Here is a 15,129-nt window from a genome sequence, read left to right as displayed (position 1 = left end):
GATCAGAACCCTGCGCTGCGTCACTCGTTCACCTCCGGGCTACTCCGACTTCTCTTGCGCGCCGCACGCAAGCGCCCACGATTTTCGCCATCGACGCGCATCAGCACCCCCACCATGGCACCGCTGACAATCAGACTGGAGCCGCCATAGCTCAAAAGCGGCAGCGTCAGCCCCTTGGTGGGCAAAAGCCCGGCGTTGACCGCCACGTTAATGAACGACTGGGAGGCAAAGATAATGCCGATCCCGTAGCACACCCAGGCTGCGAACATATGGCCGCTCACTTCGGCATTGCGGCCGATACGAAAACAGCGATAGACCAGCAGGGTAAAGAGCGCCACCGCCCCCAACGCACCGAACAACCCCAGCTCCTCGGCGAGCACCGAGAAGACGAAATCGGTATGGGCCTCGGGCAGGTAGAACAGCTTCTGCACGCTGTTGCCCAGTCCCATACCCTCCCAGCCGCCACGGCCGAAAGCGATCAGCGCCTGGGTGAGCTGATAGCCTGAACCGTACTGATTGGCCCAGGGGTCCATGAAGCTGGCGATGCGCTGCAGCCGGTAGGGCTCGGCGATCGCGACCATGCCGCCCAGTGCCACCACCGCGCCGCTGAGCAGAATGAAGCGCCACAGCGACGCCCCGGCCAGCAGCAGCACGCCCATGGTGGTAGCCAGCATCACCACTGTAGCGCCGTAGTCGGGCTCCAGAATCAGCAGCACGCAGAGCGCGAAGGTGATCGCCAGCGGCGCCATGAACCCCCACCAGCTGCGCCGCAGGCGAGTCAAATGGCGCTCGGTATAGCCGGCCACATAAACGATCAGACAGAACTTGGCGATTTCAGAGGCCTGCAGGTTGATCGGCCCCAGATGAATCCAGCGCCGCGCGCCGTTGACCTCACGCCCCAGGATCAACACTGCCGCCAGCAGAATGGCCGCCAGCAGCAGCAGGGTCGGCCCCTGCGCCCGCCACCAGGCAGAGGGCACCCGCATGGTAAGCGCCGCAGCGACCAGTGCGACGATCAGAAACACCCCGTGGCGGATGCTGTAGTACCAGGGGTTGCCGGTCTGACTGTTGGCGATCTCGGTCGACGACGAGGTCACCATAACCCAGCCCAGTATCATCAGTCCCAGGGCGGCGAGCACCAGCCAGCCGTCGATGGGGTGGTGGCGGGTCGAAAAACGTTCACTCAGCGCTTGCATGACGACTCCGGATGCTGCTCGAGCCAGGCGCAGAAGGCCTCACCCCGCGCTTCGAAGTTGGCGAATTGATCCAGACTGGCACAGGCCGGCGACAGCAGCACGCCGTCTCCCGGGCGCGCCAGTTCATCAGCATGTTGCATCGCCTGATCGAGAGTGTCCACGACATGGGTGGTCACCTGCGCCGAGAGCGCCGCTTCGAGCAGGTGACGGTCGCGGCCGAAAAGCACCACAGCGCGAGCGTAGCGTGCCAGTGGGGCAGCCAGCGCAGAGAAATCGGCGCCCTTGCCGACGCCGCCGGCGAGCAGAATCAGGCGGCCCGCGAGCGTCGCCCCGACCCCTTCGATCGCCGCCAGGGTGGCGCCCACATTGGTACCCTTGGAGTCGTTGATCCAGCACACGCCGCCGCGCTCGGCAATCAGCTGAGCGCGATGCGCCAGCCCGGAGAACTCGGCCAGCACGTCGAGCATCGGCGCCAGCGGCCAGCCCGCTTCACGGCCCGCCGCCAGCGCCGCCAGCGCGTTGAGGCGATTGTGCCGGCCCGGCATGCGCACCCGCTCGGCGGCCAGCAGCGCCGCGTCACCCTGGCAGAGCCAGGGCGCGCCGTCGCGCTCCCCGAGCCCCCACTGGCCTGCCGCCGGGGCGTCGGCACCAAACGACACCAGCCGGGCGATATCTGCCGTCTGCGGCCGGGTAGCGGGATCGTCACGATTATGGATCGCCGTGCCGGCGCCCTCGAAAATGCGCTGCTTGGCGCGTGCATAGCCCGCCATGCCGTCATGACGGTCGAGATGATCATCGCTGAGGTTGAGATGCAGGGCGATATCGGCGCCCAGCCGCGGCGTGGTCTCGAGCTGAAAGGAGGAGAGTTCGAGCACGAAGCAGTCGGCCTCCGGGCGCTGATGCACAAGGGTCAGCGCCGGGGTGCCGAGATTGCCGCCCACTGCGGCATCGACCCCACAGGCCGTGGCCAGCTCGCCGATCAGCGTGGTAACGGTCGATTTGGCATTGGAGCCGGTCACGGCAATCAGCTGCGGCCGGGATGGCAGCGCCGTCAGCGCCTCGACAAACAGCGCGATCTCACCCACCGGCGGCGCGGCAGCCTGTTCGAGGCCCGGGCTGCGGGGATCGACGCCGGGGCTCAGCACCACCCGCCGGGCGTAGCGCAAATCGATCGCCGTCAGCGGCCCGCAGTGCAGCGTCACCTGCGGGTAAGCGGCGCGAAAAGCGGCCTCGCCGGGCGGTTCGGCACGGGTGTCGGCCATTACGAAGGGCTCACCGCGGGCACTCAGATGGGCGGCGATCGCCAGCCCGGAGCGGCCCAGCCCTACCACCAGCGTCTGTTCGGCGGTGACGATAGTCATCAGCGCAGCTTCAGGGTGGCGAGCCCCAGCAGTACCAGCACCACGGTGATGATCCAGAAGCGGATGATCACTCGCGGCTCCGGCCAGCCCATCAGTTCGAAGTGGTGATGCAGCGGCGCCATGCGGAAGATACGGCGCCCGGTCAGTTTGTAGGAAGCGACCTGCAGCATCACCGATACCGTTTCCATCACGAACACCCCGCCCATGATGAACAGCACCACCTCCTGGCGCACCGCCACCGCCACCATGCCCAGCGCGGCCCCCAGCGCCAGCGCGCCGACGTCGCCCATGAAGACCTGGGCGGGATAGGTGTTGAACCACAGAAAACCGAGCCCGGCGCCGATAATGGTGCCGCAGAACACCGCCATTTCACCGGCACCGGGAATCGAGGGGATATGCAGGTATTCGGCGAACATGGCGTTGCCGCTGGCGTAGGCGAACACCCCCAGCCCCATCGCCACCAGTACGGTGGGCATGATCGCCAGGCCATCGAGGCCGTCGGTGAGATTGACGGCGTTGGAGCTGCCGACGATCACCAGATAGGTGAGCAGGATGAAAAGCGGCCCCAGCTGAATCACCACGCTCTTGAAAAAGGGCACGATCAGACTGGTCTCGACCGGCGCCGCGGCGGTCGCGTAGAGGGATACGCCGACCACCAGACCGATTACCGACTGCCACAGATATTTCCATTTGGCCGGCAGACCGCGGGGATTTTTCTCTACCACCTTGCGGTAGTCATCGACCCAGCCAATGGCGCCGAAGCCCAGCGTTACCAGCAGCACCAGCCACACGTAGTGGTTGCTCAGATCGGCCCATAAAAGCGTCGAAACCGCCATCGAGATGAGGATCATCACCCCCCCCATGGTCGGCGTACCGGCCTTGGAGAGGTGCGACTGGGGGCCGTCATCGCGGATCGCCTGGCCAATCTGTTTCTCGACCAGTCGGCGAATCACCACCGGCCCGATGGCCAGCGACAGCAGCAGCGCCGTCAACGCGGCGAGAATCATGCGCAGGGTCAGATAGCCGAAGACATTGAAGCTGGCCTGGAATTGGCTAAGCAGTTCGGCAAGAAAAAGCAGCATTATTCACATTCACCCGATGGTGTCCGCTCGCAGCGCCTCGACCAACCGATCCATGCCGGCGCTCAGCGAGCCCTTGATGAGTACAGTCGCACCCGCCGGCAGGCGGGCACGCACGAAATCCAGCGCCGCGTCGCGATCGTCAAAGTGGTGTCCGCGCTCGCCCGCGGCGTACGACAGGGCGGCGGCCCCATTCCCGACGCTGACCACGGCGTCGATATCCAGCGCCGCGGCATACTCGCCGACCTCGCGGTGCGCGGCTTCGGCATAATCGCCCAGCTCACCCATGGCGCCGAGCAGACACCAGCGCGGCGCGCGGTGCTCTGCCAGGCTCTCCAGCGCAGCGCGCATGGCGCCGGGGTTGGCATTGTAGCTGTCGTCGATCAACAGGCTGCCACGCAGCCCGGCCAGCGGCAGCATGCGCCGCGCCACAGCGGTGACCTGTTCGAGACCGGAACGGATGGTAGCAGAGTCGCAGCCCAGCGCGTGAGCGACACCGGCAGCCGCCAGCGCATTGAGCACGTTATGGCGCCCCAACAACGGCAGTGTTATCGGCCCCGCATCGCGACCCTCCAGCACCAGCCGGAAGGCGTAACGGCCCTCGCTGAGGTGCAGATCGAGCGCCTGCACCCGGGCCGGCGCCTCGAGGGCAAAGTCGATCACCTCATGGGGACGCGCCAGCGCGCACCAGTCGGGATAGAAGCGGTCGTGGCGGTTGAGCACCGCGACGCCGTCGGGCGCCAGCCCGGTGAGAATTTCGGCCTTGGCGCGGGCGATCATGGCGGAGCCGCCGAACTCCCCCACATGAGCGTCGGTAACGTTGTTGATCAGGGCGACATCAGGACGCGCCAGCGCGCTGGTCCATGCAATCTCACCGCTGTGGTTGGCGCCCAGTTCGACGACGGCCAGCTGATGCTCGTCGCCAAGCTGCAAAAGGGTCAGCGGCACACCGATGTCGTTGTTGAGGTTGCCACGCGTTGCCAGCGTCGGTGCATGGCGAGAGAGAATCGACTGACACAGGGCGCGCACCGTGGTCTTGCCACTGTTGCCGGTGATGGCGGCCAGCCGCCCGCCCCAGTGCAGCCGATGCGCGCGCGCCAGCAATCCCAGCGCCAGGCGGGTATCGGCGACGACGATCTGCGCCAGCGATGACGCCACGCGGCGCTCGACGAGCGCGCCGGCGGCCCCGCGCTCGGCGGCCGTCTGCAGGTAGTCGTGGCCGTCGAAACGCTCGCCGCGCAGGGCCACAAACAGGTCATTCGGCGCCAGCCGGCGCGTATCGGTCTCGATACGCAGGGCGTCAGCCGCGGCCAGCCGCCCCTCGGGGTCGTAGAGGGCGCTGTCATCAAGCGCCAGGGCGTCAAGTATCTGTGCCACAGAGTCAGCCACGAGAACGCTCCCGGATGGCCTGCCAGGCAGCATCGACATCGGAAAAGGGATGACGCACGCCGTCGATCTCCTGATAGTTCTCGTGACCCTTGCCGGCGATCAGAATGACGTCGTCGGGGTCGGCGTGGGCCACGACGTATTCGATCGCCGCGCGGCGCCCGGCGATCTCTTCGACGTGCGCCGGGCGGCCGCTACCCGCCATGATGGCGGCGCGAATGGCGGCAGCCGATTCGCCGCGCGGGTTGTCGTCGCTGACCACCACCCGGTCGGCCATCAGCGCCGCCAGTTCGCCCATCAGGGCACGCTTGCCGCTGTCGCGCTCGCCGCCGCAGCCGAACAGGCACCACAGCCGCCCGGCAACGTGTTCGCTCAGCGCCATCAGTGCCTTGCCCAGTGCATCAGGGGTATGGGCGTAGTCGACCACTACCGCGGGGGCACCTTCGGCGACAAGGCGCTGCATGCGCCCGGGCACCGCTTCGAGCGCGGCGGCAGCGCTCAACAGCGGCGCCAGCGGCGCGCCGAGGCCATAGAGCGCGGCGATCGCCAGCAGCACGTTATCCAGGTTGAAGCGCCCCAGCAGCCCCGGCGACAGCTCGCGTTCGCCCTCGGGGGTGGCGATGCGCGCCGTCAGCCCCTCGACGCTGCCGTGCCACGCCAGTACGCGAAAGTCGTTATCCTCGCCGTCACCGACACGCAGCACGCATACGCCCTCCTTCACCCCGGCCAGCATCAGTCGCGCCAGCGGATCGTCGGCGTTGACCACTGCGACCGCCAGCTCCGGGCGCTGAAAAAGACGCGCCTTGGCAGCAGCGTAGGCGGCCATGCTGGCGTGATAGTCGAGATGATCCTGAGTCAGATTGGTAAAGATCGCCGCGCGCACCCGGCAGCCGCTCAGGCGGTGTTGATCCAGGGCGTGAGAAGAGGCTTCCAGTGCCACCCGCTGTGCGCCACCATCGCTCAGTGAACGCAAACCTGCCTGCAGCGAGATAGCATCCGGGGTGGTCAGCCCGGCACTGCCCAGCGCGCCGGGACGGCCGCTACCGAGGGTACCGATCAACCCGCAGGGCGTGCCGAGCGCTTCGCTCAATGCCGCTACATAGTGGCTCACCGAGGTCTTGCCGTTGGTGCCGGTGACGGCGATCTGCTCGAGCGTATCGGGCACGTCGAAGGCCCGCGACGCCAGCTCACCCAGACGGGCGCCCAGCGCATCGAGTACCAGCACCTCGGCGCCGTCGTCGCAGGGCGCTTCGGCGAGGATCAGTGCCGCGCCGCGCGCACGCGCCCGGTCGATATAGTCGCGACCGTCGACGCGAGTACCGGGCACGGCGACAAACACATCGCCGCTTGCGATATCGCGTGAGTCGAGCACCAGCCGAGCACTCTCGGCCAGTTGCGGGACGACGCTGCCCGGCCACAGCGCCTCGAGGGCGGCGGCGATATGCAGCGGTGCAGCAGGCCTCACGGTTTCAGTCACGATCCGCCACTCTCCTCGGTGCTCTGTTGATCGGGGGGCACGTCCAGCAGGCGCAGGGCATTACCCGCCACCCGTGAAAAAACCGGCGCAGCCACCAGGCCGCCGTAGTACTGGCTGCCCTTGGGGTTGTCGATACTGATCACGGTGATAATGCGCGGGTCGCTGGCGGGGGCAATGCCCACAAAGTTGGAGCGGTAAGCGGCCTCCTGATAGCCGCTGCTGCCCACCTTGCGTACCGTACCCGTCTTGCCGGCCACCCGGTAACCCTCCAACGCGGCGCGCGAGCCGCCACCCCGGGTGATCACCGTCTCCATCATCTCGATCAGCTCATGGGCGGTTTTGGCCGACATTACCCGGTGCCCCTCGGGAGCGCCGTTGAGCTTGAGCAGCGAAGGCGGCAGCTGCACCCCGTCGTTGGTAATGGCGGTATAGGCGCTGGCCAGCTGCACGGCATTGAGCGACAGGCCATAGCCGTAGGAGAGCGTGGCACGTTTGGCCTTCGACCAGTCCCATGGCGAAGGCAGACTGCCGCTCGCCTCGCCGGGAAAGCCCAGACCAGTGGGGTGGCCCAGTTTCATGCTGTCGTAGACATTCCAGATGGCGTCGTCGGGCAGTGCCAGCGCCATATGGGTCATGCCAATATTGGAGGAGTGGGTGATCACGCCGGTCATGTCGAGCTGACCGAAATTGCGTACATCCTTGATGGTGTAACCGTCGACCACCATCCACCCCGGCGAGGTATCCATCGGCGTATCGGGCGCAAACTTACCCGACTCGAGGCCGGCGCTCATCGCCAGCGGTTTCATCACCGAGCCGGGCTCGAAGGCGTCGGTCAGGGCGCGGTTGCGCAGCCCCGCGGGATCGACACTGGCGCGATTGTTGGGGTTGTAGGACGGCAGGCTGACCATCGCCAGCACCTCGCCGGTGTGGGCATCCATCATCACCAGGGTGCCACTGTCGGCGTTGTGCTCGGTAACCGTCGCCTTCAGTTCGCGATAGGCCAGATACTGCAGGCGCAGGCTGATGGAGAGCGTCACGTTACCCCCCGGACGCGCCTCGCGAATCAGATGCAGGTCACGCACCAGCTGCCCCTTGCGATCCTGCAGCACGCGCCGCTGGCCGGGCACGCCGGAAAGATAGTTATCGTAGGCGAGCTCCAGCCCCTCCTGACCGTGATCGTCGATGTTGGTCATGCCCACCAGCTGTGAGGTGACCTCGCCGGCCGGGTAGTAACGCTTGTATTCACGCCGTCCGTAGACACCGGCAATATCGAGATCCAGCACGCGCCGGGCAGGTTCCGGCGTCATGCGTCGCTCGAGATACATGAACTCGCGGTCGCGATTGTCGTCGATGCGCGCCATCAGCGCCGCCGGGCGCTGCCCCAGGGCCTCGGCGAGGCGAGTCAGCTGCAGCGGGTCCGTCGGCAGCTGCCGGGGGTTGGCCCAGAGCGTTACCACCGGCGTGGAAACCGCCAGCGGCTCACCGTCACGATCGCTGATCATGCCGCGGTGGGCATCGATGCTCTGCACCCGGACGGTACGCGAATCGCCCTGCCCCTGCAGGAACTGATGATCAAAGACCTGTAGATAGACAATACGCCCGACCAGCACCGCCATGGCGATAAAGATAATGCCCAGCACCAACCGCAGCCGCCATACCGGCGTGGCCGCCATGTGGCTGGAGGCCGGCCGGCCCTCACGACGAGCATTACTGCCCACACGTCGCTGTTCGTCGTTCATGGTCGCATGACTCGGGTGTTTTCAATGCCGGGAACGTGCATATCCAGTCGCTGGCGCGCCAGATTCTCGATACGCGACGGCGTCGACCAGGTACTCTCCTCCAGCAGCAGCCGGCTCCAGGTGGTCTGCAGGCGGTCGCGGTCGCTCTCCAGCTGCTGCAGGCGGGCATACTGGGCACGGGTCTGATAGGCGCTGCCGATCACCGCCAGCGCCGACAGCATCACCGCCAGCAGCAGTATCAGCACGACCCCGTGCAGCGGGCGCAGGCGCAGGCGAAAGGGCACCTGCCACTGTCCGCCCTGTCGAGAAGGGTTGTCGTTCGCCACTCAGCTTCCCCCGCTTTGCTGGTCCAGTCGGCGCGCCACGCGCATCACAGCGCTGCGCGCGCGCACGTTATCGGCGGTCTCCCGATCGTCGGGACGAATGGCACGACCCACCGCTGCCATGGTGCGCTCGATCTGATCCTCGCGCAGTGGCACACCACGCGGCAAGTGACGATCACCACGCTCACGATCGCGAATGAAACGCTTGACCATGCGGTCCTCGAGAGAGTGGAAGCTGATCACCACCAGCCGGCCCTGCGGCGCCAGCGCATCGTGGGCGGCATCGAGGGCGCGCTCGAGCTCGCCGAGTTCGTCGTTAAGATGAATGCGAATGGCCTGAAATACCCGGGTGGCGGGATGCTTGCCCTTCTCCCAGGCAGGGTGGGCGGCCTTGATCAGCTCGGCAAGATCGTGAGTGCGCTCAATCGGCGTCTCACGCCGACAGGCGACGACCGCTCGCGCCAGCCGACGCGCGTGGCGCTCCTCGCCGAGGCGCTTGAAGATATCGGCCATCTCGCTCTCGGAGGCCTCGGCCAGCCACTGTGCGGCGCTGATACCGCTGTCGGGGTCCATGCGCATGTCCAGCGGGCCGTCACGCATGAAGCTGAAGCCGCGTTCGGCATCGTCGAGCTGCGGCGAGGAGACCCCCACATCAAGCAGCACGCCGGACAGTCGCCCGTGCAGACCGAGCTCGCGGGCGATATCACCCAGTTCGGCGAAGGTGGCGCGATAAATGCTGAAACGCGGATCATCGATCGTCTCGGCGGCCGCCAGCGCCTCGGGATCGCGATCGATGGCGATCAGTCGGCCATGTTGTCCCAGCCGGTCGAGAATGGCGCGAGAGTGCCCTCCGCGGCCGAAGGTGCCGTCCAGATAGACGCCTTCGGGATCCTGCACGAGGGCATCAACCGCACCCTCCAGCAAAACACTGGCATGACCGTGGCGGGATGAGGTAGCGCCTGGGGCTTGCTTCATGAAGGCTCGGAAACACTTTATTCGGCAAACGCGGAATCAGAATTCAACGCGGAGATCAGGAAGGGAGTCGGCCTGTAAGCCGGGTTCTGTCGTGAACAGTCATTCCTCTGGGACGTTCGTCACCGAACGCCTCAAGCAACCTACCCGAACCCGACGCGGGCCACGCCAATGGGTTCCTATTCGGTCTTGCTCCGGATGGGGTTTACCTTGCCGCGACCTGTTACCAGGCGCGCGGTGCGCTCTTACCGCACCCTTTCACCCTTGCCGTCAGTACCGTTGCCGGTACTGCTTGGGCGGTCTGCTCTCTGCTGCACTTTCCGTCGGCTCGCGCCGCCCAGGCGTTACCTGGCATCCTGCCCTTTGGAGCCCGGACTTTCCTCCCCCGACCCGTACGGGCCGGCAGCGACTGTTCGGCCGACTCCCAGGCGCGCAAGAATATCAGCTGTCGCGACGCTACTCCATGCATCACGGCTTTTTTTACAGGGCGATAACCGTTGTCGTCTTCAGCCTGTACTGTCTCTGAGCGCCATTGCCCGCTCGTACCAGTCACGTTTACGCCCCCCCAGCAGGCGCGCGACTACTGCGGCGCACTGCTTGACGCCGACGGCCTCGCTCAACAGGGCGCTGAGCAGCGCATCGCCCTCCACAGTTCGCGCATCGCCTCTGTCTATCGGCTCGGCGGGCGCGATCATGACCACAAACTCGCCGCGCTGTTGATCGGGGTCATCCTCGAGTTGCGCCAGCAGTGCCGCGCCACTGCCGTGTAAAAAGGTCTCGAAGGTCTTGGTCAGCTCGCGCGCCAATACCACCTGACGCTCGGCGAAGACGGCATCGATATCGGTGAGCAGAGCCACAATACGATGCGGCGATTCATAGCACACCAGCGTCACCTGCTGATGCGCCAATGCCTGTAGCCGCTGCCGCCTGGCGCTCCCCTTCGCCGGCAGAAAGCCCTCGAACAGAAAGCGCTCGGTAGGCAACCCGGCGGCGCACAGGGCCGTCACCAGCGCACTGGGCCCGGGCACCGGCACCACCCGGTAACCACCTTCGCGCAGTGCGCGTATCAGTCGATAGCCCGGATCACTGATCAGCGGCGTACCGGCATCGCTGACCAGCGCTACCTGATGTCCCTGGTCGAGTTCATGGCAGATGCGCGCGATGCGCGATGACTCGTTATGCTCGTGCAGCGAGATGAGTGCCACCCGTGCGCCAATGTGGGCCAGCAGACGGCCGCTGTGGCGGGTATCCTCGGCAGCGATCAGATCGGCGCCGGCAAGGATGGCGGCGGCGCGCGGTGACAGGTCGTCAAGATTACCTATCGGGGTGGCGACAACATATAATGTGCCCTTGCCTGAAACGCTCATGTCGTCACACTATTTAAACTGTTCAAGTCTGTCGGGGTTCCGGGGCGGTCAAAACGGGCACGACAGCCGCCATGAACTACGCTCTACATCAAAACAAAACGGCGGCACGCCGATGGCACCCACTCTCACGGCACCGGGACACTGGCATGGTACGCCTCGCCCGGCTACGTTGCCACGCCGCTACCAGGATCGATCTCAAGGAAGGATGCAGACGCATGCGAAAAGGATTAAAAAGTCTGGCCTGCGTGGCCATCATGGTCACCCTGGCAGGCTGCGCCGGCACTTCAGGAGTTATCGACAGCTTCAACAGCGGCCCTACTCCCGATGAGCTGCTGCGCCAGGCGCAGCAGCAGCAGGGCAGCACCGCCGCCAATACCCGGCTGGAGGCCGCCAATCAACTGCTCCAGCGTGGCAACAGCGCCGAGGCGCTGCAGGTCGCACAGCGCCTGGACCGCTCGGCGCTGAGCGGCGATGCCCGGGTACGCTGGGCGCTGATCACCTCACAGGCGGCGCTGCAGCAAAACGATGGCGCCACCGCGCTGGAGGCGACCTCGATTGTCGATGGCAATATGGCCCTGTCGCCGGATCAGCGTATCGTGCTGCAGCAACGCCGCGGTGAAGCATTGGGCCTGCAAAACCGCCCCATGGAAGCCGCCGGCACCCTGATCGAACTACAGCAGCGAAGCGACGATCCGGGCCTTAACGATATGATCTGGCGCCAGCTCGGCCATCTCGACGAGCGCCAGCTGAGCGCGCTGGCCGAGCAGAGCACGCTGGCTGCCGGCTGGGTCGAACTGGCGCGCCTGCAGCGCCGTCAGGGCGGCAGTATCAGCACCCTCTCCGGTGCCATCAGCCAGTGGCAGTCGAACAATCCACGCCATCCGGCTTCAAGAAGGCTGCCTACCGACCTCAGCCAGCTCGATCAGCTACGCGGCCAGGAAATCAGCCGCATCGCCGTGCTGCTGCCTTCGGGCGGCTCGCTGGCGTCGATCGCCACGGCGGTGCGCAACGGCATGCAGGCCCGGGCCGAGACACTGCGTCAGCGCGGCGACAACCCGCCGCAAATGGTAATGATCGACAGTCAGGGACAGTCGATGGACAGCCTTTATGCGCGCGCCACCATGGCCGGAGCCCAGGCCGTGGTCGGCCCGCTTGAAAAGGCGCAGGTCAGCGAACTGGAGAGCCGTAGCGAGGTGCCGCTGCCCACGCTGGCGCTCAATTACGGCACCAACGAGCGCAACAGTGCCGCCAACCTGTTCCAGTATGGCCTTTCAGCCGAGGATGAAGCGCGCCAGGCGGCCGAACGCGCACGCCGCGACGGCCACAGCCGTGCCGCCGTCATGGTGCCCGACAACGACTGGGGCTCGCGGGTTGCCGGCGCTTTCAACAACGCTTTCCGACAGGCCGGGGGCGATGTCGTCAGCATGGTCAACTACACCCCCTCGGGCTCGGCGACCGAAGCGGTGCGCCGTGCACTGCGCGACGGTCGCGGCACACCCGATATGCTGTTCATGCTGGCGCTGCCTGCCTATGCCCGTCAGGTGCCACCAACACTCGAGTATTACGGTGCCCCCGATCTGCCGGTTTACGCCACCTCGCACGTCTACGAAGGCACTCCCCAACCGCGGCTGGATCACGATCTGGACGGTGTCATGTTCGTCGACATTCCCTGGGCGATTCCCGAAGCGGCCAGCGGCGGCGTCGAGGCCCTGCCCTTCAATACCACCCGCGAGAGTCTACTGAGCAGCGACGAACAGTCTCCGGATATGCTCAAGCTGGAGGCGATGGGCGTCGATGCCTTCGAGCTGGCGCGGCGACTGCCGGTCATGAACGCCATTGGCGGCTTCGAGATGCACGGCGCCACCGGCGAGCTGGCACCGCGCAGCGATGGCCGAATCGTACGCATCCTGCCATGGGCGCAGTTCCGCGACGGCCGGCCGACGCTGCTCTCCGATGGCCTGCTGCCCTGAGGCGCACCATGGCCACGCGCAGGCCGGGTGCGCGTCAGCGCGGCCACGATATCGAGGCACTGACTGCGCGCTGGCTCGAAAGACAGGGCCTCGTACCGGTCAGCGCCAATTTTCGCAGCCGCGGCGGCGAGATCGACCTGATCATGCGTGACGGCGAGTTCATGGTGTTTGTCGAGGTTCGCTATCGTGCTGCCCAGCGTCACGGCAGTCCGCTGGAGACCATTACCGCCGCCAAGCAGCGTCGACTGATCCGTACGGCGCATTTATATCTGCTCGCCTCGGGGTTATCATGCCCCTGCCGTTTCGATGCGGTGGGGGTTAGTGGCGAGCCGCCCGACCGGCTGACATTCGACTGGGTCAAAAGCGCCTTCGACGCTTTCTAGAGCACCCTCCTGTCGAATGCGGCCGTTATGCCCACCCCCTGCCTTTTCAACGCACTCATCGACGACAGGTTCCATGGATTTTCAGGCCCGTATCACCGAGCAGTTCAACGCCAGTATCGACGTCAAGACCTGGTCCAGCGAAGTGCTGCCGCCTCATATCGAGACTGCCAGCCGGATCATGGTCCAGTGCCTGGTCAACGACGGCAAGATTCTCGCCTGCGGCAATGGCGGCAGCGCCGGCGATGCGCAGCACTTCTCCTCCGAGCTGCTCAATCGTTTCGAGCGTGAACGGCCCAGCCTGCCCGCTCTGGCGCTGACCACCGACACTTCGACGATCACCTCGATCGCCAACGATTACAGCTACAACGATGTTTTCTCCAAACAGATCCGCGCTCTCGGCCAGCCCGGCGATGTACTGCTGGCCATCTCGACCAGCGGCAACTCGGCCAATGTCATCCAGGCGATTCAGGCCGCCCACGATCGCGACATGGTGGTCATCGCCCTGACCGGTCGGGATGGCGGCAACATGGCCTCGCTGCTGAGCCAGGAAGACTGCGAGATTCGCGTTCCGGCCACCGTCACCGCCCGCATTCAGGAAGTGCATCTACTGGCCATTCACTGCCTGTGCGATCTGATCGACCATCAGCTTTTCGGCAGCAATGAATAAATTCGCCTCCGCCACCCTCCTTCTCGGTCTGATGCTGCTGCTCGGCGGCTGTAGTTCGATCACCGGCAGCTCCGGTTATGGCACCCGCACCGACTATGCCATCGCGCAGGATACCGAGACGGCTCGCGCACTCTGGGATCGCATTCGCGACAGCGAGGCCTTCGACAACGCCCACATCAATGTCGATGTCTACAACGGCCTGACCCTGCTGACCGGCCAGGTGCCGGAAGAGCGCCTGAAACAGATCGCCGACGAACTGGCCGCCAACACCCAGGGCGTGCGTCATCTGCGCAATGAGCTGACTGTCGGCCCCAACACATCAACCCAGCGCCGCCTGAGAGACACCTGGATTACCGCCCGGATCAAAACGCGGCTGGCCGCGGGCGGGCGTCTTGACCCCGACCGCGTGCGCATCATGACCGAAAACGCCACTGTTTATCTGATGGGGCTGGTGCGCCCCGCCGAAGCGGAGTATCTGGTCAACCTGGCGTCAGACACCGGCGGTGTCGAAGGTATCGTCAGAGTGTTTCAGTATATCGACCAGGCCTGAGCCTCTCGTCACTGCCTTTCCACGCGACAAACAGCAGCGGGCCCGTCGACAGACGGGCCCGCTGGTAACGCAACATCATGGCAGGGGGCTACTTGATCACCCTTAGCGAAGGACGCTTTTTCTTCGGCCGCGAGCCATCATCGTCGCCCGAATGGTCTTCTTCTTCGCCACTTTTTTCGTCATCGGCACGCTCGACGCTCTCAAGATGCGCCTCGCCGCCCGCGCCGGCGTCATCACCCTCCGATGTCGCCTCGCCTTCCGGCATTACGGGCTCCTGGCCAAAGACCATGCCCACGCCGTTTTCCCGCGCGTAAATTGCCACGATGGCCTCTATGGGCAGCTCGACGGTCATCGGCTGGCCGCTGAAGCGCGCGTTGAAAGCCACCATGTCGTTTTCCATGAAAAGCTCGCGCACCGCGCCGGGGCCGATATTGAGCACGATCTGGCCGTTTTGCACGAACTGTTCCGGCACTACCACACCCGGCTGCTCGGCATCGACGACCACATAGGGCGTGCTATCGTTATCAAGCAGCCACTGATACAGGGCGCGAATCAGATAGGGTCGGCTGGATTGCATAGGGTCTTACCTCACTGAAGCATACTGGCAGAGTCGTTCGAAGTCCGACGCTTTTCATACTATAGCCGTCAGGCCATCGCCC

14 protein-coding genes and 1 other RNA gene are annotated in these 15,129 nt (G+C 65.4%); 4 read left to right on the top strand and 11 right to left on the bottom strand.

Features of this window, described 5'->3' with window-relative positions; all coding sequences use genetic code 11:
- Nucleotides 1-20 precede the first annotated feature (20 nt).
- From ftsW to rsmI, 10 genes are all read right to left on the bottom strand, one after another.
- On the bottom strand, nt 21-1,196 hold the full coding sequence (gene ftsW, locus H146_RS0112755; protein WP_019952268.1) for a putative lipid II flippase FtsW: 1,176 nt from the start codon (nt 1,194-1,196) through the stop codon (nt 21-23).
- Nucleotides 1,184-2,557: a UDP-N-acetylmuramoyl-L-alanine--D-glutamate ligase gene (gene murD / locus H146_RS0112750; RefSeq protein WP_019952267.1), complete on the bottom strand. Its 1,374-nt coding sequence runs from the start codon at nt 2,555-2,557 to the stop codon at nt 1,184-1,186. Before murD ends, ftsW begins: the two co-directional genes overlap by 13 nt.
- Nucleotides 2,557-3,639, bottom strand: coding sequence for a phospho-N-acetylmuramoyl-pentapeptide-transferase (mraY, locus tag H146_RS0112745; protein WP_019952266.1), 1,083 nt, complete (start codon nt 3,637-3,639; stop codon nt 2,557-2,559). The genes murD and mraY overlap by 1 nt, the downstream gene beginning before the upstream one ends.
- Nucleotides 3,640-3,648: 9 nt before the next feature.
- Nucleotides 3,649-5,025, bottom strand: a complete 1,377-nt coding sequence (locus H146_RS0112740) for a UDP-N-acetylmuramoyl-tripeptide--D-alanyl-D-alanine ligase (protein ID WP_019952265.1) — start codon at nt 5,023-5,025, stop codon at nt 3,649-3,651.
- Nucleotides 5,018-6,499, bottom strand: a complete 1,482-nt coding sequence (locus H146_RS0112735; protein ID WP_019952264.1) for a UDP-N-acetylmuramoyl-L-alanyl-D-glutamate--2,6-diaminopimelate ligase — start codon at nt 6,497-6,499, stop codon at nt 5,018-5,020. The genes H146_RS0112740 and H146_RS0112735 overlap by 8 nt, the downstream gene beginning before the upstream one ends.
- Entirely contained in the window at nt 6,496-8,238 is a 1,743-nt protein-coding gene (locus H146_RS0112730) for a peptidoglycan D,D-transpeptidase FtsI family protein (RefSeq protein ID WP_019952263.1), read from the bottom strand. The genes H146_RS0112735 and H146_RS0112730 overlap by 4 nt, the downstream gene beginning before the upstream one ends.
- Nucleotides 8,235-8,564 (bottom strand): cell division protein FtsL, encoded by a 330-nt coding sequence (gene ftsL, locus H146_RS0112725; protein WP_019952262.1) that lies wholly within the window; start codon nt 8,562-8,564, stop codon nt 8,235-8,237. Before ftsL ends, H146_RS0112730 begins: the two co-directional genes overlap by 4 nt.
- On the bottom strand, nt 8,565-9,536 hold the full coding sequence (rsmH, locus tag H146_RS0112720) for a 16S rRNA (cytosine(1402)-N(4))-methyltransferase RsmH (protein ID WP_026351961.1): 972 nt from the start codon (nt 9,534-9,536) through the stop codon (nt 8,565-8,567).
- 59 nt (nt 9,537-9,595) lie between these two features.
- An RNA gene (rnpB, locus tag H146_RS20305) (RNase P RNA component class A) lies at nt 9,596-9,958 on the bottom strand.
- Between the two features lie 81 nt (nt 9,959-10,039).
- A complete protein-coding gene (gene rsmI / locus H146_RS0112715) occupies nt 10,040-10,900 on the bottom strand; it encodes a 16S rRNA (cytidine(1402)-2'-O)-methyltransferase (protein WP_019952260.1) in 861 nt (286 codons plus the stop codon).
- A 215-nt stretch (nt 10,901-11,115) separates the two neighbouring features.
- Between rsmI and H146_RS0112710 the strand changes: the two genes are divergently transcribed.
- The 4 genes from H146_RS0112710 to H146_RS0112695 all read left to right on the top strand — a co-directional run bounded on the left by H146_RS0112710 (nt 11,116) and on the right by H146_RS0112695 (nt 14,470).
- Complete coding sequence (locus H146_RS0112710; RefSeq protein WP_026351960.1) at nt 11,116-12,870, top strand: penicillin-binding protein activator; 1,755 nt, start codon at nt 11,116-11,118, stop codon at nt 12,868-12,870.
- 8 nt (nt 12,871-12,878) lie between these two features.
- Nucleotides 12,879-13,253, top strand: a complete 375-nt coding sequence (locus H146_RS0112705; RefSeq protein ID WP_019952258.1) for a YraN family protein — start codon at nt 12,879-12,881, stop codon at nt 13,251-13,253.
- A gap of 73 nt (nt 13,254-13,326) precedes the next feature.
- Nucleotides 13,327-13,920 (top strand): phosphoheptose isomerase, encoded by a 594-nt coding sequence (locus H146_RS0112700; protein ID WP_019952257.1) that lies wholly within the window; start codon nt 13,327-13,329, stop codon nt 13,918-13,920.
- Nucleotides 13,913-14,470, top strand: a complete 558-nt coding sequence (locus H146_RS0112695) for a BON domain-containing protein (protein ID WP_033195709.1) — start codon at nt 13,913-13,915, stop codon at nt 14,468-14,470. Before H146_RS0112700 ends, H146_RS0112695 begins: the two co-directional genes overlap by 8 nt.
- Before the next feature lie 88 nt (nt 14,471-14,558).
- On the opposite strand, the gene H146_RS0112690 is transcribed toward H146_RS0112695, so the two are convergent.
- A complete protein-coding gene (locus tag H146_RS0112690; RefSeq protein ID WP_019952255.1) occupies nt 14,559-15,047 on the bottom strand; it encodes a ClpXP protease specificity-enhancing factor in 489 nt (162 codons plus the stop codon).
- Nucleotides 15,048-15,129: the final 82 nt, after the last annotated feature.

Source organism: Kushneria aurantia DSM 21353, from assembly GCF_000382245.1.
Classification (GTDB): domain Bacteria; phylum Pseudomonadota; class Gammaproteobacteria; order Pseudomonadales; family Halomonadaceae; genus Kushneria; species Kushneria aurantia.
Note: the sequence above shows the minus strand (reverse complement) of the source record. Positions and strands in the feature narration are given on the sequence as shown.